The organism is Pseudonocardia kongjuensis (genome assembly GCF_039526905.1).
Taxonomy (GTDB): domain Bacteria; phylum Actinomycetota; class Actinomycetes; order Mycobacteriales; family Pseudonocardiaceae; genus Pseudonocardia; species Pseudonocardia kongjuensis.
This window is the reverse complement of the sequence record NZ_BAAAJK010000051.1, coordinates 1-25931: the sequence shown is the minus strand read 5'-3', so window position 1 is coordinate 25931 and position 25931 is coordinate 1. Positions and strand designations below refer to the sequence as shown.

Below are 25931 nucleotides of genomic sequence, written 5' to 3'. Positions count from 1 at the left end.
GTCCGGGAGGTCGCGGAGCATGTCGGTGATCGACAACGCGGTGTACGTGGACGGCAGGCGGGCCGCGGCACCCGGCTCGGTGGACGGGGCGCTCGCCGAGCTGCACCGCTGCCGCCGCGACCAGCACGACGGCGCGTCCGGCAGCTTCTGCTGGATCGGGATGCTCCGCCCGGACCACGACGAGATCCGCGAGGTCGCGAAGGAGTTCGACCTGCACCCGCTGGCCGTCGAGGACACCGTGAACGCCCACCAGCGCCCGAAGATGGAGCGCTACGGCGACACCGAGTTCGTCGTGCTCCGCCCGGCCCGCTACGTCGACCACGACGAGGTCGTGCAGATCGGCGAGGTCCACCTGTTCCTCGGCCCGGACTTCGTGATCACCGTCCGGCACGCCGTCGAGCCGGAGCTGGGCGAGGTCCGCGAGCGGCTGGAGAACGACCCGGAGCTGCTCGCGCACGGCCCGATGGCGGTGCTCTACGCCGTGCTGGACCGGGTGGTCGACGACTACGCCCCCGTCCTCGACGGCCTGCAGGACGACATCGACCAGATCGAGGAGCAGGTGTTCCGGGGCGACCCGCAGGTCTCCCGGCGGATCTACCAGCTGACCCGCGAGGTGATCGCGTTCCAGCGGGCCGTCGAGCCGTTGCAGGAGATCTTCGGGGAGCTGCGCGGCCGGTTCGCGAAGTCCGGGCCGAGCCCCGATCTGGAGCTGCGCCGGGCGATGCGCGACGTGATCGACCACGCGACCCGGGTCCGGGAGCGGGTGGAGGGCTTCCGCGACCTGCTGGGCAACATCCTCACCGTCAACGCCACCCTCGTCGCGCAGCGGCAGAACGAGGAGATGACCCGGTTGACCGAGGCCGGGTTCGCGCAGAACGAGCAGATGAAGAAGGTGTCGTCCTGGGCGGCGATCCTCTTCGCGCCCAGCCTGATCGCCGGCATCTACGGGATGAACTTCGAGCACATGCCCGAGCTGAGCTGGACGTTCGGCTATCCGATGGCGTTCGGCATGATGCTCGCGCTCGCGCTGGTGCTGTACACGATGTTCCGGCGCAACGGCTGGCTGTGACCGCGGGCCGGGCGCGCACCCCCCGTGCGCGCCCGGCCCCGGTCCCCGGCCGTCAGCCGGTGGGACCCGGCTCCGGTGCCGGTGGCGCGGTCGCACCGCCCGGGATCGTGACGATCAGCGGCTCCGGCGGGGTGGTCACGCACTCGCCGGTGACCGGATCGGGCGTGCGGTCGCCCCGCGGGTACGGGCCCGGCTCGGCCGCCGGTACCCCGCCGCCGGGCCGCTCGGCCGGGATGCAGCCGATGTCCTGCACGGCCAGCGGGCGGCCCTCCTGGTCGAACAGGTACACCCCGGACAGCGGGTTGCCCTGCGCGTCGAACGGGCGCACGTCGGTGACCGGCTCCCCGTCCCGGAGCAGGCCGGGCTGCACCCAGGACGCCTGGCCGCCGTCCCACGGCGGCGACGCGAGCGAGTGCACCGCCCCCAGCAGCACCCCGGCGGCGAACGCGTTCAGCGGCACGACCGCCCACAGCAGCCGCCGGTCGGCCCGGGTGCGGGCGCCCAGCGCGAACGACAGCGGGATCGCGACGAGCCCGAGCACCGCGCCGGTCACCAGCGCGGTCGGGCCCTGCCCGGCGAACAGGTAGGCGAGCGTGCCGCCCGCGAGCACCGCGCGCAGCACCCACCAGCCCGGTTGCAGCCCGGCGAGCAGGACCGGGACGTCGATCCGGCCGCCGCGGCCCGCCGGTCCCGGTGCGGAGCCCGCACCCTCCGGTCCGGGCCGCAGGCCGCGGTTCAGCGCGGACACCGAACCCAGGGCCGCGACCGAGGGCAGCCGCGGGCCGTCACCGAGCACCGGCAGCAGCCCGATCAGCGCCACCACCAGCCCGACGATCAGCCCCAGCACACCGGACGGGACCACCAGCCCGCCGACGACGGCGATCAGGACGCCCACCACCAGCGCCGTCACCGCGAACCGGGCCGGCCAACGGCCCCGGTGCGCCGGGGACCTCTCCGGTGCGGTGCCGAACCCGGCCGCGGCCCGCAGCTCGGCCGCGTACGCCGCGGGGGTCCCCAGCCGCTCGTGCACCGCGTCCCGGTCGTAACCCTCGCCGAGCTCCGCGGCGAGCTCCGCGAGATGCCCGCGGGCGTCCTCGACGATCTCCTCGACCTCGCCGGGCGGCAGATCGGCCAGGGCGGACCGCAGGCCGTCCAGGTAGTCGGCGGTGGTCCCGTCGGGGATCCGCGTCGTCGGGTCGTCCGTCTCGGCCATCACGCGCCCACCAGCCCGTTCATCGTGGTGGCGAACGCCCGCCACCGGTCCGTCGTCTCCCGCAGCCGTTCCCGGCCCGGCTCGTTGATCGCGTAGTACTTGCGGTGCGGGCCCTCCTCGCTCGGCACGACGTAGGACGTGAGCAGCCCGGCCCCGTAGAGCCGGCGCAGCGTGCCGTACACCGAGGCGTCGCCGACCTCGGTGAGCCCGGCGCCGCGCAGCGCGCGCACGACCTCGTAGCCGTAGCCGTCGGCCCGTTCGAGCACGGCCAGGACCGCGAGATCGAGCACGCCCTTCAACAGCTGGCTGGTGTCCATCGGCCCCCTTCCTTCCGCACCGGAGAGTACTACGTTAACCGCAGTAGCGTGGAGCGCGTTGCACCCGGGGTGGGGTGGGCGCGCCGGGCGGCGGGCTCGGGTGGGCGCGCCGGGCACCGCGGTCGGGTGGGCGCGCCGGGCACCGCGGTCGGGTGGGCGCGCCGGGCACCGCGGTCGCCACGGCGCACCCCCACCATCGCGGCGCACCCCCGCCGCCACGGCGCACCGGCTCCAGCGGGTGCGGGGATGTCCTGGGGGTGCGAGATGTGCCGGGTTGCGGGGACCGCCTCGGGACGCAGGTGCACGCCCCGGGGCCCGGCGGCCGGCAGCGCGCGGCCCGGATGTCCGGAGCGAGGTCGACACCACGGCTGCCCTCGCCGGGACCGTCCTCGCACCCCCAGCGTCACGGCGCACCGGTTCCAGGGGGTGCGGGGGCGGACTGGGGGTGCGGGAACGTCGTGCGGGCGAGCCGAGGGTCGGGGCCTCGACGCTCGGGGGCTCGGATTCGACGCCCGGTGCTCGGCGTCGACGCTCAGCGCGCGGATTCGGGGCTCGGCGCTCCGATTCGACGCCCGGGACTCGGAACTCGGCGCTCGGCTTCGGGTTCCGTGGACTCAAGCTTCCGTGGACTCGAGCTTCCGTGGACTCGAGCTTCCGTGGACTCGAGCTTCCGTGGACTCACGTCTCCGCGGACTCGGGCCTCCGCGGCTCGTGCGCTCGGTCCGCGGAACCGGCCCGGCACCCCACGGCGCCGGCCCCGCCCCGTGCTGCCTGCGGGCGGGCCCGGCAACGCCCCCGACGGCACGACGACGACGGCCCCGGGGACGCGAGGCGCGCGCGTCGCACCCCCAGCCCGGTGCCGCACCCCTTCTATCGCGAATCGCACCCCCAGCGGTTTCGCGCACCCGGTGGAGCGGGTGCGGGGAAGTACTGGAGGTGCGGCATCGGAGCAGAGGGTGCGGCATCGGGGCGGGGGCGAGGTTCTCGACCGGATCCGGGCCGCGAGCCGTCGTCCTGGGTACGGAAGCGTCATGACGGGGTGCGGCAACCGCCCGTCACGAGTGCGGCCGGTGCCACCGGGTGCGGCGCGTCGTCAGGGGGGTGCGACCGGGTCCTCACCGGCGGCGGCGCGTCGTCAGGGGGTGCGGCGCGGCCGCGGCGCGGGCTGGCAGCGCGGGCAGGTGAAGGACGACCGGTTCATGAAGTGGTCCCGCCGGATCGGCGTCCCGCACCGCCGGCAGGCCCGGTCGGTCCGGCCGTAGACGTTCAGCGAGCGGTCGAAGTACCCCGACGCCCCGTTGACGTTGACGTAGAGCGCGTCGAACGACGTCCCGCCCTGGGCGAGCGCCTCGGTCATCACGGTGGTCGCGGCGTCGAGCACGGCGTGGCCCTGGGCGCGGGTCAGCCGGTCGGTCGGCCGGGCCCCGTGCAGCCGGGCCCGCCAGAGGGCCTCGTCGGCGTAGATGTTGCCGATCCCGGAGACCACGGTCTGGTCCAGCAGCGCCCGCTTGACCTCGGTCCGGCGCCCGCGCAGCGCCGCGACGGCGTCGGCCGCGGAGAACGCCGGGTCCATCGGGTCGCGGGCGATGTGCGCGACCGGTTCCGGGACGAGCCCGCCGCCCGACGCCGGCCGCAGCGGGTGCACGGACAGCCCGCCGAACGTGCGCTGGTCGACGAACCGCAGCTCGGGGCCGTCGTCGTCGAACCGGATCCGCACCCGCAGGTGCTTCTCGTCCGGACGCCCGGGATCGGCGACCAGCATCTGCCCGCTCATCCCGAGATGCGCGAGCAGCGCGTCGTCACCGGGGTCCGCGGTGTCGAGCTCCAGCCAGAGGTACTTCCCGCGCCGGGCGGCGGCGCGCAGGGTGCGCCCGCCCAGCCGGCCGGTGAAGTCGTCCGGGCCGGTCGGGTGCCTGCGGACCGCCCGCGGGTGCAGGACCTCGACGCCGGCGATCCGGCGGTCCAGCACGTGATCGGCCAGTCCGCGCCGGACGACCTCGACCTCGGGCAGCTCGGGCACGGCGCGCGGTCAGAGCGTGGAGCCGGAGCTCTGCTCCGCCGACAGCGCCCGCCAGGCGAGCTCGGCGGCCTTCTGCTCGGCTTCCTTCTTGGTGCGCCCGGCCCCGGTCCCGAGGTCGCGCCCGGCGACGACGGCGGTCGCGGTGAACACCTTCAGGTGGTCCGGGCCCTCCTCGTCGATCCGGTACTCGGGCACGCCGTGCCCGCCGGCCGCGGTCAGCTCCTGCAGGCTGGTCTTCCAGTCCAGACCGGCGCCGAGCAGCGGTGCGCTGCGCAGCAGGTCGTCGAACAGCCGGTGGATCAGCTCCCGGGACGGCTCCAGGCCGTGCTGGATGTACACGGCGCCGAGCAGTGCCTCGGTGGCGTCGGCCAGGATGCTGGCCTTCGTCCGGCCGCCGGTCAGCTCCTCGCCGCGGCCCAGGAACAGGTACGCGCCGAGCCCCAGCCGGGTGCCGTCGATGCCGGTGCGCCCGTCCGGGGCGGGCAGTGCGGCCGCGACGCCGGCCAGCGCGTGCATGTTGACGACGCTGGCCCGCAGCTTCGCGAGCTGCCCCTCCGGCAGGTCCGGGTGGTCCCGGTAGAGCCGCTCGGTGATCACGATGGACAGCACCGAGTCGCCGAGGAACTCCAGGCGCTCGTTGGTCGGCAGCCCGCCGTGCTCGTAGGCGTACGACCGGTGCGTGAGCGCGAGGACCAGCAGCTCCTCGTCCAGCTCCACGCCGAGCGCGGACAGCAGAGGAGACCGGTCCGTCGCCGGACCGGTCACGCTCTTCTCGCCCACCTCAGGCGGGTCAGGCCGGACGGGTGACCTGCCGGCCGTCGTACTGACCGCAGGTCGGGCAGGCGATGTGCTGCAGCTTCGGCTCCCGGCACGCGCGGTTCGAGCAGGCGACCAGGTTCGGTGCAGTGGCCTTCCACTGCGACCGGCGAGCCCGCGTGTTGGACCGCGACATCCGGCGCTTGGGGACGGCCATGATGACACTCCTCGGTTCTGAGACGTTCAGTCTGTCTGCTCACCGGGATCCGGCCCGCGAGGGGCACCGGCTCACTCGGTGGAGGGCAGGCGCTCACGGAGCGCCGCCCAACGAGGATCCAGTGTCTCATGCCCGTGATCGGGCGCGAGATCGGCCCACCGCTCGCCGCAGCCCTCGCACAGCCCGGGGCAGTCGGGCCTGCACAGCGGCGCCATCGGCAGGTCGGTGACCAGCGCGTCCCGCACGGTCTGGGTGAGATCGATCCGCTCGTCGACCAGCCGCGGGATCTCGTCGGCGTCGGTGGTCTCCTCGGTGACCGAGGCCGGGTAGGCGAACAGCTCGCCGAAGGCGACCACGACGTCGTCGGACAGCGGGTCCAGGCAGCGCGAGCACTCGCCCTCCAGCCGGGCCGATGCCGTCCCCGAGGCGTAGACGCCCTCGGTGACCGACTCCAGCGACACGTCGAGATCGACGTCCGATCCGTCCGGGACGGCGATCACCCCGACCAGCCCGATCGCCTCGTCACCCGAGGGCGCGGGGACCGTCCGCGTGACGGTGCGTTGTGTCCCGGGGCGGCGGGCCAGCTCGCGGGTGCTGACCACCCACGGGTCGTCGTCGGGACGGGCGGGCCTGGATCGGGGGGTGCGCTGCGTGCTCATGTCCCGGACCAGGGTACGCCGCCGCGGCGGACGATCTCAGCGCACCCGCGCGTCGAACGCGTCCGCGACCAGCGCACCCAGCTCCAGGAACGCCGCCGCGGTCGCCGGGCGCAGCCGGGCCGGGTCGATCCGCCCGCCGGTGGCCAGGTGCGGGTCGTGCGGCACCTGCACCACCCCGCGGGCGCGGCCGGCGAAGTGCTCGACGATCCGGCCGGTGTCCACCTCGGCGCTCTGCCGGTCGCACGACAGCACGACGACGGCGTCCCGGGCCAGCGCCTGGTGGCCGTGCGCGGTCAGCCAGTCCAGCGTCCGCCCGGCGCGCCCGGCGCCGTCGACGGTCGGCGCACCGACCACCACCACCGAGTCGGCGCGGGCCAGCGTGCCCTCCATCGCCGAGTGCACCAGACCGGTCCCGGAGTCGGTGACGATGACGTTGAAGTAGCGGCCGAGCAGGTCACAGACCCGCTCGTACTCGTCGCGGCGGAAGGCCTCGCCGGACGCCGGGTCCTGCTCCGAGGACAGCACCTGCAGCCGTCCGGCGAGGCTGGTGTAGCGGGAGACGTCGGTCCAGGTGGTGACGCCGTCGAGATCGTCGAGCAGGTCCCGGACGGTGACCCGCGGGTCGCCGGTGAGCCGGTCGGCCAGGGTGCCGGCGTCCGGATTGGCGTCCAGCACGACGGCCCGGTCGCCGCGGTGCTCGGCCAGGGTGAGCCCGAGGCAGGCGGCGACGGTCGTCTTGCCGACGCCGCCCTTCACCGACATCACCGCGACCCGGTGCGATCCGGGCAGCGGGCCCCGGATCCGGGCGAGCAGCGCGGCCCGGTGCAGCTCGGCCTCGCCGGGGCCGGGGCTCAGCCGGCCGCCGGTGAGGTCGTGCAGGGCGCGCCGCCAGCCGGTGCCCGGCCGTTCGACGCGCGGGCGCAGCACGTCGGCCTCGTCCAGCACCGGGGCTGCGGCCTGCGGGAGGGGGCGGGATGTCACGGGCGGTCCTTCCAGCCGGTGCCCGTAGCGCTCCCACCAGGTCGTCGGATCGGGCTCGGGCCGGCGTGCCATGCACGGAGAGTAGTACGACGGCGTTGTCCCGCGGAACGTTTCCGATCATCGTCCGGCGCGGGCCGCGCGCCGGGTCGCGCCCGGCGTCTCCCCCACCACGGCGCGGTAGCGGCGGGTGAAGTGCGCCTGGTCGGCGTAGCCGAGGTCGGCGGCCAGCGCGGCCAGGTCGGTGTCCGGGTCGAGCCGCAGCGCGGCGGCCGCGTGCTGCAGCCTGCGGCACTCGATCAGCCACAGCGGGGTCAGCCCGACGTGCCCGCGGACCAGCCGCTCCAGGGTGCGGGGGGCGATCCCGAGCTCCTCGGCGAGCTGGTCGGCGCGGACGACGTCGGCTCGTTCCTCGGCGAGCGCGCAGGCCCGGTTCACCAGCCGGCCCGCGTCGCCGACCCGGGCGGCGGCCGGTGCGAGCCAGTCGCGCAGCACCGCCGCGACCGACCGGTCCGGATCGGTCGCGTCGTGCACGGCGGCGGTCAGCGCCGCGACCGGCGCGCCGGGGAACGGCTCGGACGAGCCGCGCAGCGCGGCGGGCGGGGTCGCGGTGAGCAGCGGCGTCGCGGCCGGCCGCAGCAGCACCGCCGCCACCCAGGACCGGCCGGTCAGCTCGCGGACGTCGACCACCGTCCGCGGCCCGTACAGGTAGGCCCCGGCCGGTTCGGTGACCAGGTTGAACGCCGGGTACTGCAGCACCCGCTGCGGCCGGGTGGCGCCGTCGGGCACGTCCCACCGGGCGACCCAGGCCCACCGGACGAGCTCGTCGAGGCCGATCGGGAACCGGCTCAGCGCGACGTCCGGCCCGCCCGGGTTCAGGTGGCCGCGGGACTCGACCACGGCCGCCCTCCCGCCCTGTCGGGAATCTTCAAGAACGCCGGACGGGCCGGGGGCAGGCTCGTCCCATGAGCACCGACACCGTCACCCCCGCCACCGGCGAGCACACCACCGGCGGCCTGCCGCACGTGAGCACCTCGCTGACCCCGCACCTGGTCGCCTCCCCCGCCCGTGAGGCGATCGCACTCTACTGCGCCGCGTTCGGCGCGCGGAGTGTCTCGGTGACCGAGATGGGCGGGCTGGTCGGCCACGCCGAGCTGGAGCTGGCCCGCGGCCGGTTCACCGTCAGCGACCCGATTCCCGACTACGGGCTGACCGCCGCCGCACCCGGCGACCATCCGGTCGGCATGTCGCTGGCCGTGTACGTCTCCGACGTCGACGCGGCCGTCCGGGTGATCGCCGACGCCGGCGGCACCGTCCGGGAGGAGCCGGACACCTTCGTCTCCGGGGACCGGTTCGCCTCGGTGGTGGACCCGTACGGGATCCGCTGGGCGGTGCTGTGCCGGGTCGAGGACCTCTCGCCGGAGGAGAGCCAGGCGCGGGTCGCGGAGTGGGCGGGCGCGCAGTGACCGGCGGGCCGGGCGCACCGGTCAGTCGATGAGGTCCATCCCGGTGCCGGTCCGGCCGTTGTGCGGGTAGCCGCCGGGGCCCCCGTCGGGCCCGTAGCCGTAGCCGCCGCCCTGGCCGCGCCAGAGCTGGCTGCGGCCGCGCCCGACGACGCCGAGCGCGTTGTTGAGGGTGGTCTCCAGCTCGCCGAGGGTGGTGTCGACGTACTCGTCGCACTCCCGGCGGAGCCGGTCGGACTCGGCGTGCGCGGCGTCGACGATCCGGCCGGACTCGGCGTGCGCGGCCCGGACGACCTCGGTCTGGGCGACCAGCCGGGCCTGCTCGTTCTGGCCGTCGGCGAGCAGCCGGTCGTGCGCGGCGCGACCGGCGTGGGTCATCCGCTCGGCCTCGTCGCGGGCCCGGTCGGTCAGCTCGGCGTACTGCCTGCGGCCCTCGGCGACGGCGCGCTCGGCCTCGTGCCGCGCCTCGGCGAGGGTGCGGGCCGCCTCCTCCTGGGCCTCCGACACCAGCCGCTCGGCCTCGGTGCGCGCGTTCTGCAGCGTCTCCTCGGCCTCGGAGCTCGCCGCGGACCGGGTCTCCTCGGCCTCCCGCTCCGCCTCGGACACCACCTCGTCCCGGCGGTCGAGGACGTCCTGCGCGTCGTCCATCTCGCCCGGGATCGCCTCGCGGACGTCGTCGAGCAGCTCCAGCACGTCGCCGCGCGGGACCACGCAGTTCGACGTCATCGGGACGCTGCGAGCGTCCTCGACGATCGTCACCAGCGCATCCAGCGACTCGAAGACCCGGTACACGCGGGGGATCATCGCACCGGCCACCGGCACGGCGCGTTATTACCCGCGACTCGCGCGTGTCAAGTTCCGGAAGGGTGACCCCCACACAGACGAACGCGAAGCGTCCGGCTCAACCCTGCAACCGCTCGACCAGCCGCTCGTGCACGCTCGGCGGCAGGAACGCCGTGACGTCGCCGCCGCCGCGCGCGACCTCCTTGACGAGCGAGCTGGAGACGTACACCTGGCCGGGCGCGCCGGGCAGGAACAGCGTCTCGACGCCGGTGAGGTGCCGGTTCATGTGCGCCATCGGCAGCTCGTAGTCGTAGTCGGTGGCCCCGCGCAGGCCCTTCACCATCGCCTGGGCGCCGCGCTCCCGGCAGTAGTCGACGACCAGCCCGGAGAACGCCTCGACCCGGACCTGCGGCAGGTCCGCGGTGATCTCGGTGAGCATCTGCACCCGCTCGTCGATCTCGAACATGCCCTGCTTGCGCGGGTTCACCAGGATCGCGACGAACACCTCGTCGAACAGTGCCGCGGTGCGTGCGATCACGTCCAGGTGGCCGACCGTCGGCGGGTCGTAGGAACCGGGGCACACCGCGCGGCGCACGTCGGGCATGCGGCGGAACCTATCAGCCGCTGATCACCTCAGGTCCACTCCCGGTCCAGGGACATGTGCAGCTCGTAGCGGTCGCCGCGGTAGCGGGAGACGGTGTACTCGACGGGCCGGTCGCCCGACGACGCCGTCCGGTCGAACACCAGGATCGGCTCCCGGGGCGCGATCCCGAGCAGCACGGCCGACGCCTCGTCGGCCTCCCGGGCGGCGACGCTCTGCTCGGCCCGGTCGATCGGCAGCTCGTAGTGCTCCAGCAGGATCCCGTAGATGGAGCCGCTGAGGTCGTGCCGGTCCAGGCCGGGGGCCAGCTCGGCGTTGTACCAGGCGTCGTCGATGGACATCGGGACGCCGTCGGCGACCCGCAGCCTGCGCACCCGGTAGCAGCGCTGGTCGGGTCCCAGGTTCAGCGCCTTCGCCGCGTCCGCCGACGGCGGGACGTGGGACACCTCGAGCACCACGGTGGTCGGGGTCAGCCCGAGCCGGCGCATGTCGTCGTGGAACGACGCCAGGTGCAGTCGCGAGCGCGCGGTGCGGGCGGCGACGTAGGTGCCCTTGCCGCGGACCCGGGTGAGCAGGCCGTCGCGTTCGAGCTGCCCGACGGCGGCCCGCACGGTGACCCGGCTGACCCCGTGGTCGAGGCACAGCCTGCGCTCGCTCGGGAACGGATCGCCGGGCGCGAAGTCGCGGGCGATCGCGTCGGCGAGCAGGGTGCGGAGCTGCTCGTGCTTGGGCACGACCCCGTCACCGATCCGGACTGCCCGCGTCATCGACCGTCCCCTCCCCGCACCGTCCCGGGCCCGCCCCGGCGGCCGGTCGCTCCGGCCCGTCCCGGGCTCAACGGTAGCCGCGGACCGGGGTGCCCGTACCGCACATCCTGCCGGACCGGCCGGGTCCGAGACCGGCCGCGGCGGCCGGGTCGAGGACCACCGTGCAACGCGGGTGGTCGCGCAGCAGCGAGGCGGGCACCGCGCTGCCGACCGGCCCGTGCACCGCGGCCGCGACCGCCGGGGCCTTCTCCGGGCCGGTCGCGACCAGCACCAGGTGCGCCGCCCGGCCGATCGTGCCGATCCCCTGGGTGAGCACGCGGTGCGGCACGTCCTGCGGGCGGTCGAAGAACCGCGCGTTGTCGGCCCGGGTGCGCCCGGTCAGCGTGACCACCCGGGTCGTCGAGCCGGGTGGTGAGCCGGGCTCGTTGAACCCGACGTGGCCGTTCCGGCCGATCCCGAGGATCTGCACGTCGATCGGGCCGGCGTCGAGCAGCAGCCGCTCGTAGCGGGCGGCCGCCGCGGCCGGGTCGTCGGCGGTGCCGTCCGGGGCGTGCACGGCCGCCGGGTCGATGTCGAGATGGTCGGTGAGCTCGCGCCGGATCACCTGCCGGTAGGACTGGGGATGGTCGCGGGGCAGGCCGAGGTACTCGTCGAGCAGGAACGCGCGGGCGCCGCGGAACGACAGCCCGTCGCGCCGGTGCCTGCGGATCAGCTCGGCGTAGGCCGGCAGCGGCGAGCTGCCGGTGGCCAGGCCCAGGTTCACCGGTCCGCCCGCCGCGCCGGTCACGGCGTCGGCGACGGCGTCGGCCACCGCCGCACCGCAGGCGGCGGGATCGGGCAGGACGACGACGTGCACGGTCACACCTCTCGGTTCGGGATCGGGCCGGACCGGCCGGTGACGGTCGCCCCGCACCGCAGGACCTCGGCCGGGCGCAGTGCGGGATCGGTGACGAGCACGTCCGCCCGGTGCCCGGCGGCCAGCGAGCCGATCTCGTGGTCGAGCCCGAGCAGCCGGGCCGGGGTGCGGGTCGCCGCGGTGACGGCGGCCGCGAGCGGCACCCCGCTGCCGGTCACCGTGCTGCGCAGCACGTCGATCATCCGGGCGGTGCCGCCGGCGATCGCCCGGCCGCCGGTGCCGCCGCCCGCGGCCGCCAGCCGGGCCACCCGGTCGGCGACCCGGACGTCCATCGTGCCGAGCCGGTAGCGGCCGTCCGGCATGCCGGCGGCCGCCATCGCGTCGGTGACCAGGGCGATCCGGTCCGGGCCGATGAGATCGAACACGGCGGACACGGTGTCCGGCGACAGATGGACGCCGTCGGCGATCAGCTCGACCACCAGCTCGCCGCGGGCGGCGGCGGCCAGGCAGGCGGTGACCGGCCCGGGGGCGCGGTGGTGCACCGGGGGCATCGCGTTGAACAGGTGGGTCGCGCTCATCGGGGCGCCACCGGCCCGCCGGATCGCGGCGGCGGTGGCCCGGGCGTCGGCGTCGGTGTGCCCGATGCTGGGCAGCGCCCCGTACCCGGCCAGCACGGCGAGCAGCTCCGGGTAGCGCGGGGTCTCCGGGGCCAGCGTCATCGACGCGACCGTGCCGCCCGCGGTGGCGAGCAGCTTCTCCAGCAGCACCGGGTCGCCGGGGACGATCGCCGCCGGATCGTGCGCGCCGCAGCGGGCCACCGCGAGGAACGGGCCCTCCAGGTGGATCCCGGCCAGCTCCCCGGCGGCGACCAGCGGGCCGAGCAGCTCCAGCCGGTCGGCCAGCGTCGCGGCCGGCGCGGACACCAGGCTGGCCAGCATCGTGGTGGTGCCGTGCTCGCGGTGGTGCGCGACGGCCGCCAGTGCGCCCGCGGCGGTGGCGTCCGGGAAGCCGTGCCCGGCCGCGCCGTGACAGTGCACGTCGACCAGACCGGGCAGCAGCAGCCGGTCGGTCGGCGGAGGCAGCCTGCCGGGCGGGCCGGCCCAGGACGCGGCGGGCACGACGGCGACGATCCGGTCGCCGGTGATCGCGACGACGGTGTCCGGGAGGGTCCGGCCGTCGGTGACGACGGTGCCGCGCAGCAGCCGGTCGGGCACCGCATCGGGCGCCGCCGGGTCCGGTCCGGTCGGTGCGGGCTGCATCAGGTCCGCTCCAGCAGGGCCGCGACGGCCGCGCGGGCCGCCGCCGGGCCGTCGGCGGCGCGGGCCAGGTCGGCGGCGCGACGGCAGGTGTCCCGGTCGTGCCGGGCCAGGGCGGCGGCCACCGCGTCGCGGGCCGCCGGCGCGGTGGACAGGCTGGTCGCGCCCAGCCCGACCAGCACCACCGCGAGCTGCGGATCGGCGGCCGCCTCGCCGCACACACCGACCGGTGTGCCGGTGGCCCGGCCGGCCTCGCCGACCAGGCCGACGAGATCGAGCAGCGCGGGCTGCCACGGGTCGAGCAGCTCGCCGAGCGCCCCGACCGTGCGGTCCGCGGCCATCAGGTACTGGCCCAGGTCGTTGGTGCCGATGCTGACGAAGTCGACGGTCCGGCACAGCTCGCGGGCCCGCAGCGCCGCGGCGGGCACCTCGATCATCGCGCCGGCCCGCAGCGGTCCGGCCGCCCGCACGAGCTCCGCGAAGCGGGCCGCCTCGGCGGCGGTGGCGATCATCGGCGCCATCACGTCGACGCCGCGCCCGGCCTCCCCGGCGGCCTCGGCGATCGCGGCCAGCTGCTCGGTGAGCAGCTGCGGGTGCCCGGCCGCGGTGCGCAGCCCGCGCACCCCGAGCGCCGGATTGGCCTCCTCCCCCAGCGGCAGGAACGGCAGCGGCTTGTCCGAGCCCGCGTCCAGGGTCCGGACGACGACCCGCCGCGACCCGAACGCGCGCAGGATCCGGAGCAGCTGGTCGCGCTGCTCGGCGCGGGTCGGGGCGGTGCCGCGGTCGAGGTACAGCAGCTCGGTGCGCAGCAGCCCGATGCCCTCCGATCCGCCCGCCGCGGCGTCCAGCGCCTGCCGCTCGGTGCCGATGTTGCTCAGCAGCGGCACCGCGGCGCCGTCCGCGGTGCGGCCCGGGCCGCTCGCCCGCCCGGGCCCGGCGACCGGACGGGCGGCGGCCGCCGCCCGGGCCGCGGGCGGCGGGTCGACCTGCACGGTGCCCGTTCCGCCGTCGAGCAGCACGGTGGCGCCGGCGGCGATCCGGGCGGCGTCCGGGCAGCCCACGACGGCGGGCAGGCCGAGCGCCCTGGCGATGATCGCGGTGTGGCTGGTCGGGCCGCCCTGCTCGGTGAGCAGTGCGACGACGTCGCTGCCGGCCAGCGCGGCGGTGTCGGCCGGGGACAGGTCGGCCGCGGTCAGCACCACCGGGTGCCCGGGCGGCGGGAGCCCCGGTGGCGCGACCCCGAGCAGCCGGGCGACCGTGCGGTGCCCGACGTCGCGGACGTCGGTGGCGCGCTCGGCGAGGTACCCGCCCAGCCCGGCGAGCCGGGTGCAGAACTCCTCGACGGCGAGGGTGACCGCGTGCGCGGCCGGCGTCCCGGCCCGCACCCGCTGGTGCGCGGCCGCGGCGAGCGTCGGATCGAGCGCGATCGCCGCGGTCGCCTCCAGCACGCCCGCCGCGGCCGGGTCCGCGGTCCCGGCGCGCGCCTGCAGGTCGGCGGCGACCGCACCCAGCGCGTCGTCGATCCGGGCGCACTCGGTCCGGGCGTCGGCCCCGGCCGGGTCGGCGGCCGAGGTGACCGGCGGTGCGGCGAGCCGGGCCAGCGGCGCGCAGGCGGTCCCGGGGCTCACCCCGCGCCCGGTCAGGACGGTCCCGGCGGCGCGGGCCGGGTGCGCAGCCGTCGTCACGCGTCGAGGTCCGACTCGAGCAGCCCGACCAGCCCGGCCAGCGCGGCCTCGGCACCGTCGCCGTCGGCGGCCAGCACCACCTCGTCGCCGTGCCCGACGCCGAGGGTGAGCACGTTCAGCACGCTGCGGGCGTCGACCGGGTCCCCGCCGCGCACGGCGATGGTCACCGGCACGCCGGTGGCGCCGGCGGCCCGGGCGAACAGGGCGGCGGGGCGGGCGTGCAGGCCCACCTGGGACGCGACGACCGCGGTTCGGGTGTGCACGTCGATCTCCTTCCGGTGCGGGGTTCAGGAACGCTCGGGGGTGTCCGGCCTGCCCGGCTCGCCCGGCCGTCCCGGCGCGTCCGGGGCGGCCGGTGCGGCAGGCGCGGCCGGGGCCGGGGTGCCCGGCTCGGTGGTCTCGTCGTCCTCCCGGCCCGGCGTGCGCAGGTTCCAGCGCCGGATCACGAACCGGAACAGCAGGTAGTAGACGACGGCGTAGGCCAGGCCGATCGGGATCAGCCACAGCGGCCGGGTGGACTGGCCGAAGTTCAGCACGTAGTCGATCGCCCCGGCGGAGAAGGTGAACCCGCTGTGGATGTCGAGCGCGTTGACCAGGGCCAGCGAGGTGCCGGTGAGCAGGGCGTGGATCAGGTACAGCGGCCAGGCCACGTAGACGAAGGCGTACTCCAGCGGCTCGGTGATCCCGGTGACGAACGAGGTCAGCGCCACCGACACCATGATCCCGCCGACCAGCTTGCGCCGCTCCGGGCGGGCCTCGTGCCAGATCGCCAGCGCGGCGGCGGGCAGCGCGAACATCATGATCGGGAAGAAGCCGGTCATGAACACGCCCGCCGTCGGGTCGCCGGCGAAGAACCGGTTGAGGTCGCCGTGCGCGCCCTCGAAGTCGCCGATGATGAACCAGACCACCGAGTTGATGATGTGGTGCAGGCCCAGCGGCAGCAGCAGCCGGTTGACCACGCCGAACACGCCGCCGCCGAGCACGGCGTTCGCCGCGACCGCGTCGCCCAGCCCGGTCAGCCCGGCGTTGAAGATCGGGTAGATCAGGCTCAGCAGCGCGGCGACGACCATCATCACGGCGGCGGTGAGGATCGGGACCAGCCGGCGGCCGTTGAAGAAGCCGAGGAAGGTCGGCAGCGTCGTGCGGTGGAAGCGCTGCCAGAGCAGCGCGGCGGTGAGCCCCGCGACGATGCCGCCGAGCACCCCGAAGTTGACGACGGCCTGCTCGCCGTCGGAGTCGACCACCCCGGGCAGGACCATCGGGCTCATCGCGGTGAAGACGCCGTCGAGCACCAGGTAGCCGACCAGCGCGGCCAGCGCGGTGGATCCGTCGGCCTTGCGCGCCCAGCCGATCGCGATGCCCAGCGCGAAGATCATCGGGAGGTTGTCGAACAGCGCGCCACCGGCCGCGGCGAGCACCTCGGCCGGCCGTTCCAGCCCGGGCACGCCGCCGAGCAGGTCGTCCTGACCGAGCCGCAGCAGCAGGCCGGCGGCCGGGAGCACCGCGATCGGCAGCATCAGGCTGCGGCCGAGCCGCTGCAGGCCCGCCAGCACGGCCCGCCGCCGCACCGGTTCGGCCGCCGCGTCCGGGGATGTCGGTGAAGAGGTCACAGCGCCCATCGCAACGCGCTCCTCGGGTTCGTCTCGGGACCGTCCGGCGTTGTGGCAGCGCCGCTCTCAGCGGTACGGTCTGGTTATAACCAGTGAGAGTGGCGGCAGGTCAGACGGCTGTCAAGGGCACTGGTTCCTACCAGTCCCATCCGATGAGGAGCCGAACATGAGCAGAGCCGCCGACATCGTCGCGGGCCTCGGCGGGGCCGCGAACATCACCGACCTGGAACCCTGCATCACCCGGCTGCGGACCGAGGTCGGCGATCCCGCGCTGGTCGACGACGCGGCGCTGCGGGCCGCCGGCGCACACGGTGTCGTCCGCTCCGGGACGGTCGTGCAGGTGGTGGTGGGACCGGACGCCGAGAACCTCTGCGACGACATCCGGGACCTGCTGTGACGGTCGTCGTCGGGGCCCCGGTGGACGGCACCGTGGTCGGCCTGGCGGACCTGCCCGACGAGGTCTTCGCCCAGGAGATGGTCGGCGCGGGCACCGCGGTCGAGCCGCCGCCCGGCGCCGACCGCGCGGTGGTGCTGGCCCCGGTCGCCGGGACCCTGTCGACGTTGCACCCGCACGCGTTCGTCGTCGGGACCCCGGGCGGGACCGCGGTGCTGGTGCACGTCGGCATCGACACCGTCGGCCTGCGCGGCGCGCCGTTCACGCTGCACGCCGCGCGCGGCGACGCCGTCGAGCGGGGTGCGCCGGTGCTGACCGTGGACCTGGCCGCCGTCCGGGCCGCGGGCTGCGCCGTGACCTGCCCGGTGGTGGTGCTCGACGCGCCCGCCGGATCGGTCCGCGCGGTCGCCGGGGAGCCGGTCCGGGCCGGCGCCGAGCTGTTCGTCTGGGCGCCGTGACCGCCCCGGTCGTGTTCGATCTGGACGGCACGCTGGTGCTCAGCGAGCACGTGCACCGGCGGACCTGGTTCCGGTTCTTCGACGAGTGGGACGCCCGGATCGACGAGGGCACCTACCGGAACCGGTTCGTCGGCCGGCGCGCGGCCGACGTGCTGCCCGAGGTCGACGGCCCGTGGCGGGGCACCCCGGTCGAGGAGCTCGGCCGCAGGCTCGCCGAGCTCGCGACCGGGCTCGCCGACGAGGTCCGGCCGGTCCCGGGCGCCGTTGCTCTGCTCACCTCGCTGGCCGGGCGCGGGCACCGGCTCGCGGTGGTGACCAGCGCGCGCCGGGACTACGCCGAACGGGTCCTCGACCGGGTCCTCGGCGCCGCGCCGCTGGTCGAGTTCGTGGTGACGGCCGGCGACGTGACCCGCGGCAAGCCGGATCCGCAGGGCTACCTCGACGCCTGCGCGCGGCTGGCCGCCGATCCGGCGGACTGCTGGGGCTTCGAGGACTCGCCGTCCGGGGTGGCCGCGCTGGCCGCGGCCGGGTTCGGCACGATCGTCGGGGTGTGCAGCACCGCGCCCGCCGCGGACCTGCTCGCCGCCGGCGCCCACCGGACCGTGCCCGACCTGCGGGATCAGCCGCCGGTGTAGCGGGCCCGGTGCAGCACGGTGTCCCCGTAGCGCCGGGACCGCCCCGGCTCCAGGCCGTCCGGCCAGCCGAACTCCCCGGACGCCTTCGCCCGCTCCACCACCACCGTCGCGCCGGGCGCCAGCCAGCCGTTGCCGGCCGCGGCGGTGAGCCAGCCGGCGATCTCGGCGTCGTCGACGGCGTAGGGCGGGTCGACCAGCACCACGTCGAACGCCCGCGGGGCCGGTGCGCCGAGCGCCGTGCCCGCCGCGGCGGCGATCACCCGGCCGCCGAGCCCGACGGCGGCGAGATTGCGCCGGAGCACCCCGGCGGCGCGCCGGTCGGACTCGACGAACACGGCGTCGGCGGCGCCCCGGGACAGCGCCTCCAGGCCGAGCGCGCCGGACCCGGCGCACACGTCGAGCACGGCGGCGCCGTCCATCCCGGGATCGTGGTCCAGCGCGGAGAACAGCGCCTCCCGGACCCGGTCCGAGGTGGGCCGGGTGCCGGACGCGGGCACGGCGAGCCTGCGCCCGCCGGCCCGGCCCGCGATCAGCCTCGTCATCCCCCCATGATCCCCGGCCGGGTCACTCCAGCTCCACCAGCAGGTCCCCGCCCTCGACCTGGGTGACCTCGCCGATCGCGAGCCGCCTGACGGTCCCGGCGGTGTGCGCGGTGATCGACGCCTCCATCTTCATCGCCTCGATGGTGGCGACGGTCTGCCCGGCGTCGACCCGGTCGCCCTCGCCGACCTGCAGCGTGACCACCCCGGCGAACGGCGCGGCGACGTGGCGGTCGTTGCCCTTCTCCGCCTTCTCCGCCGCCTTGACCTCGGTGGCGACCGACTCGTCGCGCACCGCGACCGGGCGGATCTGCCCGTTCAGGGTGGTCAGCAGGGTGCGGTAGCCGCGCGCATCGGGCTCGGAGATCGCCTCCAGCTCGATCAGCAGGGTGACGCCCGGCTCCAGCTCCACGGTGTGCTCGAGGTCCTCCTCCAGCCCGTAGAAGAAGTCCTTCGAGCTGAGCACCGAGGTGTTGCCGAACTGCTCGCGGTGCGCGTCGAACTCCTTGGTCGGCCCGGGGAACAGCAGGCTGTTCAGCGTCCGGCGGCGGTCGTCACGCAGTCCGCGGCGGTCGGCGATGGTCAGGTCGGCCTTGGCCGCCTCCGGGCTGCGGCCCTCCAGCGCGCGGGTCCGGAACGGCTCCGGCCAGCCGCCGGGGGGCTCCCCCAGCTCGCCGCGCAGGAACCCGATCACCGAGTCCGGCACGTCGAACGACGACGGGTCCTTCTCGAAGTCCGCGGGCTCCACCCCGGCGCCGACCAGGTGCAGCGCCAGGTCGCCGACGACCTTCGACGACGGCGTCACCTTCACCAGCCTGCCCAGCATCCGGTCGGCGGCGGCGTAGCAGTCCTCGATCAGCTCGAACCGGTCGCCGAGGCCGAGCGCGATCGCCTGCTGACGCAGGTTGGACAGCTGCCCGCCGGGGATCTCGTGGTGGTAGACGCGCCCGGTCGGCGACGCCAGGCCGGACTCGAACGGCGCGTAGACCTTCCGGACCGCCTCCCAGTACGGCTCCATGTCGCCGACCGCGGCCAGCGACAGCCCGGTCGCCCGGTCGGTGTGGTCGGTGGCCGCGACCAGCGCCGACAGCGACGGCTGGCTGGTGGTGCCCGCCATCGAGGCGACGGCGCCGTCGACGGCGTCCACCCCGGCGTCGATCGCCGCGACCAGCGTCGCCAGCTGACCGCCCGCGGTGTCGTGGGTGTGCAGGTGCACCGGCAGGTCGAACCGGTCCCGCAGCGCGCCGACCAGGGTCCTGGCCGCGGGCGGCCGCAGCAGCCCGGCCATGTCCTTGATCGCCAGCACGTGCGCGCCGGCGTCGACGATCTGCTCGGCGAGGCGCAGGTAGTAGTCGAGGGTGTAGAGCTCCTCGGCCGGGTCGGACAGGTCCGCGGTGTAGCAGAGCGCCACCTCGGCCAGCGCCGTCCCGGTGTTCCGGACGGCGTCGATGGCCGGCCGCATCTGGGAGACGTCGTTGAGCGCGTCGAAGATCCGGAAGATGTCCATCCCGGTCTCGGCGGCCTCGGCGACGAACGCGTCGGTCACCTCGGTCGGGTACGGCGTGTAGCCGACGGTGTTGCGCCCGCGCAGCAGCATCTGGGTGCAGATGTTCGGCGCCGCGGCCTTCACCGCGGCCAGCCGCTCCCACGGGTCCTCGGCCAGGAACCGCAGCGCGACGTCGTAGGTCGCGCCGCCCCAGCACTCCAGCGACAGCAGCTCCGGCATCGTGCGCGCCACGTACGGGGCGACGGCGAGCAGATCGCGGGTCCGCACCCGGGTGGCGAGCAGCGACTGGTGGGCGTCCCGGAACGTCGTGTCGGTGACGGCGACGGCGGTCTGCTCGCGCAGCCGCCGGGCGAAGCCCTCCGGGCCCAGCGAGCGCAGCAGCTGCGCCGAACCGTCCGGGGCCGGCGCGTCCAGCACCGACGGGTCCAGCTGCGGCAGCTTCTCGACCGGCTCGACGACGACCGGGCGGGGACCGTTCGGCTGGTTCACCGTGACGTCGCCCAGGTACTGCAGGATCCGCGAGCCGCGGTCGGCCGAGGGCCGCGCCCGCAGCAGGTGCGGGCGTTCCTCGATGAAGCTGGTGGTGACCCGGCCCTCCCGGAAGTCCGGGTCGTCGAGCACCGCGGCGAGGAACGGCAGGTTGGTCGCGACGCCGCGGATCCGGAACTCGGCGATCGCCCGCCGCGCCCGGCGGGCCGCGTTGGCGAAGTCGTGGCCGTGACAGGTCAGCTTGACCAGCATCGAGTCGAAGTGCGCCGAGACCTCGGCGCCGACGTGCACGGTGCCGCCGTCGAGCCGCACCCCGGGCCCGCCCGGCGAGCGGTACACCGAGATCGTCCCGACGTCGGGCCGGAACTCGTTGGCCGGGTCCTCGGTGGTGATCCGGGTCTGCATCGCGGCCCCGGTGAGCGTGATGTGGTCCTGGGTGAGCCGCAGCTCGGGCAGCGTCATCCCGGAGGCGATCCGCAGCTGGGCGATCACCAGGTCGCGGTCGGTGACCTGCTCGGTCACCGTGTGCTCGACCTGGATGCGCGGGTTCATCTCGATGAAGTGGTGCTGTCCGCGCTCGTCGAGCAGGAACTCCACGGTGCCCGCGTTGACGTAGCCGATCTGCCGGGCGAAGTTGACCGCGTCGGCGCAGATCCGGTCCCGCAGCTCCGGGTCGAGGTTCGGTGCCGGGGCGATCTCGACGACCTTCTGGTGCCGGCGCTGCACCGAGCAGTCCCGCTCGAACAGGTGCACGACGTTGCCGTCGGCGTCGGCGAGGATCTGCACCTCGATGTGCCGCGGGTTCACCACGGCCTGCTCCAGGAACACCGTCGGGTCGCCGAACGCGGACTCGGCCTCGCGCATCGCCGCCTCGATGGCCTCGCGCAGTGCGGACGGCTCCTGGACCCGGCGCATGCCGCGCCCGCCACCACCGGCGACGGCCTTGACGAACACCGGGAAGTCGATGCCCTCGGCGGCCGCGACGAGCTCGTCGACGTCCGACGACGGGTCCGACGACTCCAGCACCGGCACGCCGGCCTCGCGGGCCGCGGCGACCGCGCGGAACTTGTTGCCGGTCAGGTGCAGCACGTCGGTCGGCGGGCCGACGAAGGTGATCCCGGCGTCGGCGCAGGCCCTGGCCAGGTCGGGGTTCTCCGACATGAAGCCGTAGCCGGGGTAGACGGCGTCGGCGCCGGCCTTCCGCGCGGCCCGGATGACCTCGTCCACCGACAGGTAGGCGCGCACGGGGTGACCGGGCTCGCCGATCTGGTACGACTCGTCCGCCTTCGCCCGGTGCAACGAGTTGCGGTCCTCGTACGGGAAGACGGCGACGGTCGCGATACCCAGCTCGAACGCCGCCCGGAAGGCCCGGATCGCGATCTCACCACGGTTGGCCACCAGCACCTTGCGGAACATCGATCCCCTCACTTCTCCTCGTGCGCCCGGCGGCGCGGTGTTCCCGGACACCGGGCGCGTGATCCTGACACGTGGAACGCGCCGCCGACCACCGCGGGGAACCACCTGGTGGAACCCCGCCGGTCCGTCCGGCGGCCACCCGTCCGGCCCGCACCGCAACCGCGCCCGTTCGGGTACCAAGGAGGGATGACGCGCAGCACGCACCGCGGTCACGGCCGCCCCGTCCGGTGGAGCGGCGGCGGCCGGGCGGCCCTGCACGGCCACCGGCCGGGGCTGCGGCCGCACCGCGGTGGACGGCCCGCCCGGCCGCTCGCGCGGGTGGCGGCCGGGTCCGGTGTGGTGATCCTCGCGGGAACGGCGGTGGTGGTCGTGGGAGTGGTGGTCGCGGTGCTCGCCCAGCTGCTGCTGGTGCTGCTCGTCGGGATGATGGCGATCGGCGTGCACCGCGCGCTGCGCAGCGCGGCCCGGCACCGGGCCGATCCGCCGCCGCACCCGCAGCACCCGCCGCACCCCCGGCCCACCGGCGCCGCGGTCACCGCCGAGCAGGCGTGGCGGCGGGCCCGCGCCGACCACCAGCGGCTCCGCGCGGAGTTCCTGGAGCACGAGACCGACCCGATGGCGGTGCTCCGCCGCCCGGCGCTGTCCGACGTCACGGTGCCCAGCACCGCCCGGTTCGTCGACGCGTTCGCCGCGGCGCAGGCGCTCGACACCGACGGCTACCCCGGCGAGCCGTACGGCGCCCGCTACCTGCGCGCCGTCGAGGCGGCCCGGCGCGCCTGGCGGGCCGCCGTCGACGCGGCCGACCGGATCCGGCTCTCCGGGCTCTCCACCGAGGAGCGGCGCACCGTGGAGCGCGTGGTCAAGCTGCTGACCACGGCCCGCGACTCCGACTCCGAGCCGGAGCGGCTCGCCGCCTACGCCCGGGCCCGCAGCGAGCTGGACCGGCTCGACCGGTCCGGGATCGTGCACCTGCCCGCCCCGGCCAGGGCCCATCTCGACGCCCGCGCCCGCGGCGAGCTGCCCGGGGCCTGATCAGGCCTTGTCGAGGTAGGCGGCGCGCTCCTCGTCGCCCAGGGTCTCGCCCACCAGCGCCCGCAGCCGCGGGTGCCCGAGCAGGCCGGGATCGCGCCCGACCAGGTCCTGGGCGTAGACCTGGGCCTTCGCGATGACCTCCTCGTGCCGCAGCAGCGACAGCAGCTTCAGCCCGGACCGTGACCCGGACTGGCTGGCGCCCAGCACGTCACCCTCCCGGCGCAGCTCCAGGTCGAGCCGGGCCAGCTCGAACCCGTCGGTGGTGCCGGCGACGGCGTCCAGCCGCTCCCGGGCGGTGGTGGCGGCCGGCATCTCGGTGACCAGCAGGCACAGCCCGGGGGCGGTGCCCCGGCCGACCCGGCCGCGCAGCTGGTGGAGCTGGGACAGGCCGAACCGGTCGGCGTCGAGCAGCACGATGCCGGTCGCGTTCGGCACGTCGACGCCGACCTCGATCACCGTCGTCGCGACCAGCACGTCGAGCTCGGCGCGCTCGAAGGAGCGCATCACCGCGTCCTTCTCGTCGGGCGGGAGCTTGCCGTGCAGGATCCCGACCCGCAGCCCGGCGAGCTTCTCGGTGATCATCGGCGCGATGTCGAGGACGGCCAGCGGCGGCCGCCGCTCGGACTCGCCCTCCTCCGGCGGTGGCTCGTCGAGCTCCGGATCGGCCTTGTCGACGTCGCCGACCCGCGGGCACACCACGTAGCACTGGTGCCCGGCGTCGACCTCCTCGCGGATCCGCTGCCAGACCCGCTCGATCCACTGCGGGTGCTCGGCCAGCGGGACGACGGTCGTCGCCACCGGGGACCGGCCGCGCGGCATCCCCTTCAGCTCGGACACCGACAGGTCCCCGTAGACGGTCATCGCGACCGTGCGCGGGATCGGCGTGGCCGTCATCACCAGCATGTGCGGGGCGCGCTCGCCACGGGCGCGCAGCGCGTCGCGCTGCTCGACGCCGAACCGGTGCTGCTCGTCGACGACGACCAGGCCGAGATCGGCGAACCCGACGGCGTCCTGGATCAGGGCGTGCGTGCCGACGACGATCCCGGCCGCACCGGACTGCGCGTCCAGCAGGGCCTGCCGCTTGGCCTTCGTGCTCATCGACCCGGTGAGCAGCGTGACGGCGGTGGCGTTCTCGGCGGCGTCCAGCTCGCCGCCACGGCCGAGCGGCCCGAGCATCGCGCGCAGCGAGCGGGCGTGCTGGGCGGCCAGCACCTCGGTCGGGGCGAGCATCGCGGCCTGCGCGCCCGCGTCGACCACCTGCAGCATCGCCCGGAGCGCGACGATCGTCTTGCCGGCGCCGACGTCGCCCTGCACCAGCCGGTTCATCGGGTGCTCCCCGGCGAGATCGGCGGCGATCTCCTCGCCGACCGCGAGCTGGCCGTCGGTCAGCGGGAACGGCAGGTCGGCGTCGAACGCGTCGAGCAGGCCACCCGCGGTGCGCGGGCAGGCCGGGGCGGGCCGGCCCACCGCGTCCTGCCGGCGCAGCGCCAGCGCCAGCTGCACGCCGAGCGCCTCGTCCCACACCAGCCGGTGCCGGGCGGCGTGGATGTCGGCCTCGGACTCGGGCACGTGGATCCGGCGCAGCGCCCGGCCCAGCTCGGGCAGGTTCTCCCGGCGGCGCAGCTCCTCGGGCAGCGGATCGGTCGGGTCGTCGATCTGCTCCAGCGTCTGCCGGATCGACCGGGCGATCTCCTGCGAGGTGACCTTGGAGCTGGCCGGGTACACCGACAGGAACGGGCGCAGCGCATCCGTCTCGTCGAGCGCCTCGAACTGCGGGTGGGTCAGCTGCAGGCGCTGGTTGAACACCCCGACCTTGCCGGAGAACACCGCGCGCACGCCCGGCTTGATGAACTGGCGGACCTTGTAGGGGCTGAAGAAGGTGCAGTCGAGCTGGCCGCCCTTCTCGTCCCGGATGACGACCTGCAGCATCTGCCCGTTGCGCCGGCGCATGTCGCGCAGCGTCGCCTTCTCCACCTGCGCGATCAGGGTGGCGTGCTCGCCGGCGACCAGCCCGGCGATGTCGGTCAGCCTGCCCCGGTCGACGTGCCGGCGCGGGTAGTGCCGCAGCAGGTCGCCGACGGTCTCCAGGCCGAGCGGGGCCAGCGCGTCGGCGGCCTTCCGCCCCAGCGGCCCGGTCAGCCTGCTGTCCAGGTCGAAGGTCTGCACGCCCTCCATCTACTCCACCCCCAGCACCAGCGGGAAGTCGTGCTGGTCGCCGCGGTGCACCAGCACGTCCACCTCCGGATGGGTGCGGCGCAGGTCCTCGGCGAGCCGCTCGCCCAGCGCGTCGTCGGCCGCCGAGCCGAGCAGCACGGTCACCAGTTCCCCACCCGGTGTGAGCATGCGATGAGCCAACCACAGGGCCCCGACAGCGAGATCGGGGGCGATGAGCACCACCTCGCCGTCGGAGATGCCGAGCACCTCCCCCGGCCGGCACGGCCCGGCCCAGGTCAGTGCCTCCGCCTCGGCGATCTGCAGACCGCCGGTGCGCGTCCCGGCGGCGGCCTCCGCCATCCCGACGACGTCCTCGGCCGCCCGGCGGTCCGGATCGTGCACGGCCAGCGCGGCCAGGCCCTGCAGCACCGACACCGTCGGGACGACGACGGCGTCGATCCCCTCCGCCCGGACCTGCTCGACCGCGGTCTCGGCCACGGTCCGCCGGTACGGCGCGCACGGCAGGACGACGACGTGCCCGGCGCCGGTCGCCCGGATCGCGGCGACCACGTCGTCGCGCACCGGATCGGGATCGGCGACCAGCACGTCCCCGCCGGCGGCCCTGGCGAGTGCGCCTGCCCCGGAGCTCTCGATCATGAGCAGGACGGCGCGGGCCCGGGTGCGGGTGAGCGCGGGCAGCGCCTCGATCCGGATCGACGACGGTCGTCCCGCCGCCAGGCCCGCCTCGACCGCCGCCCCCGGCTCGGTGGTGTGGACGTGCACCAGCCAGCCGCGCCCGCCGTCGCCCGCGATACCGACCGAGTCGCCCAGCGCGCCGAGCCGGATCCGGAGCGCGGTGAGGGCGTCCGGTGCGGGATCGTCGAGCAGGTAGGTGACCTCGTACGCCGGCTGCGGGGCCGGGCCGGCGGGGCCCGGGCCGGTGGCCCCGCCGTGGCCTGCGCCCGGGCCGGTGGCCTCACCGGGCCCGGGGCCCCGGCCGGTGTCCGCGCCGTGCCCCACGCCCCGGCCGGTGGCCGGGCCGTGCCCCGCGCCCCGG

25 protein-coding genes and 1 pseudogene are annotated in these 25931 nt (G+C 75.6%); 6 read left to right on the top strand and 20 right to left on the bottom strand.

Features of this window, described 5'->3' with window-relative positions:
- Positions 1-19 precede the first annotated feature (19 nt).
- Positions 20-1069 carry a magnesium and cobalt transport protein CorA gene (locus tag ABD160_RS29085; RefSeq protein ID WP_344028509.1) on the top strand — a complete coding sequence of 350 codons (1050 nt, stop codon included), beginning with the start codon at positions 20-22 and terminating at the stop codon, positions 1067-1069.
- 52 nt (positions 1070-1121) lie between these two features.
- Here ABD160_RS29085 and ABD160_RS29080 read toward each other — a convergent pair whose 3' ends face one another.
- The 8 genes from ABD160_RS29080 to ABD160_RS29045 form a co-directional block, all read right to left on the bottom strand.
- A complete protein-coding gene (locus ABD160_RS29080; RefSeq protein WP_344028506.1) occupies positions 1122-2282 on the bottom strand; it encodes an HAAS signaling domain-containing protein in 1161 nt (386 codons plus the stop codon).
- On the bottom strand, positions 2282-2599 hold the full coding sequence (locus tag ABD160_RS29075; protein WP_344028503.1) for a PadR family transcriptional regulator: 318 nt from the start codon (positions 2597-2599) through the stop codon (positions 2282-2284). Before ABD160_RS29075 ends, ABD160_RS29080 begins: the two co-directional genes overlap by 1 nt.
- A gap of 1135 nt (positions 2600-3734) precedes the next feature.
- Entirely contained in the window at positions 3735-4619 is an 885-nt protein-coding gene (gene mutM, locus ABD160_RS29070; protein ID WP_344028500.1) for a bifunctional DNA-formamidopyrimidine glycosylase/DNA-(apurinic or apyrimidinic site) lyase, read from the bottom strand.
- 9 nt (positions 4620-4628) lie between these two features.
- On the bottom strand, positions 4629-5399 hold the full coding sequence (gene rnc / locus ABD160_RS29065) for a ribonuclease III (protein ID WP_344028497.1): 771 nt from the start codon (positions 5397-5399) through the stop codon (positions 4629-4631).
- A 10-nt stretch (positions 5400-5409) separates the two neighbouring features.
- Positions 5410-5592, bottom strand: a complete 183-nt coding sequence (gene rpmF / locus ABD160_RS29060) for a 50S ribosomal protein L32 (RefSeq protein ID WP_085912377.1) — start codon at positions 5590-5592, stop codon at positions 5410-5412.
- A 71-nt stretch (positions 5593-5663) separates the two neighbouring features.
- Positions 5664-6251: a YceD family protein gene (locus ABD160_RS29055; protein ID WP_344028491.1), complete on the bottom strand. Its 588-nt coding sequence runs from the start codon at positions 6249-6251 to the stop codon at positions 5664-5666.
- Positions 6252-6287: 36 nt separating this feature from the next.
- Positions 6288-7232 (bottom strand): MinD/ParA family ATP-binding protein, encoded by a 945-nt coding sequence (locus ABD160_RS29050; protein ID WP_344028488.1) that lies wholly within the window; start codon positions 7230-7232, stop codon positions 6288-6290.
- 117 nt (positions 7233-7349) lie between these two features.
- Positions 7350-8129: an AraC family transcriptional regulator gene (locus ABD160_RS29045; protein WP_344028485.1), complete on the bottom strand. Its 780-nt coding sequence runs from the start codon at positions 8127-8129 to the stop codon at positions 7350-7352.
- 65 nt (positions 8130-8194) lie between these two features.
- Here ABD160_RS29045 and ABD160_RS29040 point away from each other — a divergent pair, with 65 nt between their 5' ends.
- Positions 8195-8695: a VOC family protein gene (locus tag ABD160_RS29040; protein ID WP_344028482.1), complete on the top strand. Its 501-nt coding sequence runs from the start codon at positions 8195-8197 to the stop codon at positions 8693-8695.
- Positions 8696-8716: 21 nt separating this feature from the next.
- Here ABD160_RS29040 and ABD160_RS29035 read toward each other — a convergent pair whose 3' ends face one another.
- The 8 genes from ABD160_RS29035 to ABD160_RS29000 all read right to left on the bottom strand — a co-directional run bounded on the left by ABD160_RS29035 (position 8717) and on the right by ABD160_RS29000 (position 16259).
- On the bottom strand, positions 8717-9484 hold the full coding sequence (locus tag ABD160_RS29035; protein WP_344028595.1) for a DivIVA domain-containing protein: 768 nt from the start codon (positions 9482-9484) through the stop codon (positions 8717-8719).
- 109 nt (positions 9485-9593) lie between these two features.
- Positions 9594-10079, bottom strand: a complete 486-nt coding sequence (coaD, locus tag ABD160_RS29030; protein WP_344028479.1) for a pantetheine-phosphate adenylyltransferase — start codon at positions 10077-10079, stop codon at positions 9594-9596.
- Between the two features lie 29 nt (positions 10080-10108).
- Entirely contained in the window at positions 10109-10843 is a 735-nt protein-coding gene (locus ABD160_RS29025; protein ID WP_344028476.1) for a GntR family transcriptional regulator, read from the bottom strand.
- Positions 10844-10910: 67 nt separating this feature from the next.
- Positions 10911-11699, bottom strand: a complete 789-nt coding sequence (locus tag ABD160_RS29020; RefSeq protein ID WP_344028473.1) for a glucosamine-6-phosphate deaminase — start codon at positions 11697-11699, stop codon at positions 10911-10913.
- A gap of 2 nt (positions 11700-11701) precedes the next feature.
- Positions 11702-12958 (bottom strand): N-acetylglucosamine-6-phosphate deacetylase, encoded by a 1257-nt coding sequence (locus tag ABD160_RS29015; protein WP_344028471.1) that lies wholly within the window; start codon positions 12956-12958, stop codon positions 11702-11704.
- Positions 12958-14640: a putative PEP-binding protein gene (locus ABD160_RS29010; protein WP_344028467.1), complete on the bottom strand. Its 1683-nt coding sequence runs from the start codon at positions 14638-14640 to the stop codon at positions 12958-12960. The genes ABD160_RS29015 and ABD160_RS29010 overlap by 1 nt, the downstream gene beginning before the upstream one ends.
- Positions 14637-14903: an HPr family phosphocarrier protein gene (locus ABD160_RS29005; protein ID WP_344028464.1), complete on the bottom strand. Its 267-nt coding sequence runs from the start codon at positions 14901-14903 to the stop codon at positions 14637-14639. The genes ABD160_RS29010 and ABD160_RS29005 overlap by 4 nt, the downstream gene beginning before the upstream one ends.
- A gap of 24 nt (positions 14904-14927) precedes the next feature.
- Positions 14928-16259: a PTS transporter subunit EIIC gene (locus ABD160_RS29000; protein WP_344028461.1), complete on the bottom strand. Its 1332-nt coding sequence runs from the start codon at positions 16257-16259 to the stop codon at positions 14928-14930.
- A 157-nt stretch (positions 16260-16416) separates the two neighbouring features.
- On the opposite strand from ABD160_RS29000, the gene ABD160_RS28995 reads away from it, so the two are divergent.
- From ABD160_RS28995 to ABD160_RS28985, 3 genes are read left to right on the top strand one after another with little or no spacing between them, the layout of a single operon-like run.
- Complete coding sequence (locus ABD160_RS28995; RefSeq protein ID WP_344028458.1) at positions 16417-16647, top strand: PTS sugar transporter subunit IIB; 231 nt, start codon at positions 16417-16419, stop codon at positions 16645-16647.
- On the top strand, positions 16644-17102 hold the full coding sequence (locus ABD160_RS28990) for a PTS sugar transporter subunit IIA (RefSeq protein ID WP_344028455.1): 459 nt from the start codon (positions 16644-16646) through the stop codon (positions 17100-17102). Before ABD160_RS28995 ends, ABD160_RS28990 begins: the two co-directional genes overlap by 4 nt.
- On the top strand, positions 17099-17737 hold the full coding sequence (locus ABD160_RS28985) for an HAD family hydrolase (RefSeq protein ID WP_344028452.1): 639 nt from the start codon (positions 17099-17101) through the stop codon (positions 17735-17737). Before ABD160_RS28990 ends, ABD160_RS28985 begins: the two co-directional genes overlap by 4 nt.
- On the opposite strand, the gene rsmD is transcribed toward ABD160_RS28985, so the two are convergent.
- Together rsmD and ABD160_RS28975 are read right to left on the bottom strand one after the other, a co-directional pair.
- Complete coding sequence (gene rsmD, locus ABD160_RS28980; protein ID WP_344028449.1) at positions 17722-18279, bottom strand: 16S rRNA (guanine(966)-N(2))-methyltransferase RsmD; 558 nt, start codon at positions 18277-18279, stop codon at positions 17722-17724. The genes ABD160_RS28985 and rsmD overlap by 16 nt on opposite strands.
- A gap of 22 nt (positions 18280-18301) precedes the next feature.
- Entirely contained in the window at positions 18302-21688 is a 3387-nt protein-coding gene (locus ABD160_RS28975) for a pyruvate carboxylase (RefSeq protein ID WP_344028593.1), read from the bottom strand.
- A 186-nt stretch (positions 21689-21874) separates the two neighbouring features.
- Here ABD160_RS28975 and ABD160_RS28970 point away from each other — a divergent pair, with 186 nt between their 5' ends.
- A complete protein-coding gene (locus tag ABD160_RS28970) occupies positions 21875-22720 on the top strand; it encodes a hypothetical protein (RefSeq protein WP_344028446.1) in 846 nt (281 codons plus the stop codon).
- Here ABD160_RS28970 and recG read toward each other — a convergent pair whose 3' ends face one another.
- Both recG and ABD160_RS28960 read right to left on the bottom strand, forming a co-directional pair.
- Positions 22721-24895 carry an ATP-dependent DNA helicase RecG gene (recG, locus tag ABD160_RS28965; RefSeq protein ID WP_344028444.1) on the bottom strand — a complete coding sequence of 725 codons (2175 nt, stop codon included), beginning with the start codon at positions 24893-24895 and terminating at the stop codon, positions 22721-22723. It lies immediately after the preceding gene.
- Positions 24896-25931: pseudogene (locus tag ABD160_RS28960) on the bottom strand (DAK2 domain-containing protein); the annotation flags it as partial.

Coding starts and splice junctions, on each gene's coding strand:
- ABD160_RS29085 (WP_344028509.1), top strand. CDS start 20: ATGTCGGTGATCGACAACGCGGTGTACGTGGACGGCAGGCGGGCCGCG.
- ABD160_RS29080 (WP_344028506.1), bottom strand. CDS start 2,282: ATGGCCGAGACGGACGACCCGACGACGCGGATCCCCGACGGGACCACC.
- ABD160_RS29075 (WP_344028503.1), bottom strand. CDS start 2,599: ATGGACACCAGCCAGCTGTTGAAGGGCGTGCTCGATCTCGCGGTCCTG.
- rpmF (WP_085912377.1), bottom strand. CDS start 5,592: ATGGCCGTCCCCAAGCGCCGGATGTCGCGGTCCAACACGCGGGCTCGC.
- ABD160_RS29055 (WP_344028491.1), bottom strand. CDS start 6,251: ATGAGCACGCAGCGCACCCCCCGATCCAGGCCCGCCCGTCCCGACGAC.
- ABD160_RS29040 (WP_344028482.1), top strand. CDS start 8,195: ATGAGCACCGACACCGTCACCCCCGCCACCGGCGAGCACACCACCGGC.
- coaD (WP_344028479.1), bottom strand. CDS start 10,079: ATGCCCGACGTGCGCCGCGCGGTGTGCCCCGGTTCCTACGACCCGCCG.
- ABD160_RS29025 (WP_344028476.1), bottom strand. CDS start 10,843: ATGACGCGGGCAGTCCGGATCGGTGACGGGGTCGTGCCCAAGCACGAG.
- ABD160_RS29015 (WP_344028471.1), bottom strand. CDS start 12,958: ATGCAGCCCGCACCGACCGGACCGGACCCGGCGGCGCCCGATGCGGTG.
- ABD160_RS29000 (WP_344028461.1), bottom strand. CDS start 16,259: ATGGGCGCTGTGACCTCTTCACCGACATCCCCGGACGCGGCGGCCGAA.
- ABD160_RS28995 (WP_344028458.1), top strand. CDS start 16,417: ATGAGCAGAGCCGCCGACATCGTCGCGGGCCTCGGCGGGGCCGCGAAC.
- rsmD (WP_344028449.1), bottom strand. CDS start 18,279: ATGACGAGGCTGATCGCGGGCCGGGCCGGCGGGCGCAGGCTCGCCGTG.
- ABD160_RS28975 (WP_344028593.1), bottom strand. CDS start 21,688: ATGTTCCGCAAGGTGCTGGTGGCCAACCGTGGTGAGATCGCGATCCGG.
- ABD160_RS28970 (WP_344028446.1), top strand. CDS start 21,875: ATGACGCGCAGCACGCACCGCGGTCACGGCCGCCCCGTCCGGTGGAGC.
- recG (WP_344028444.1), bottom strand. CDS start 24,895: ATGGAGGGCGTGCAGACCTTCGACCTGGACAGCAGGCTGACCGGGCCG.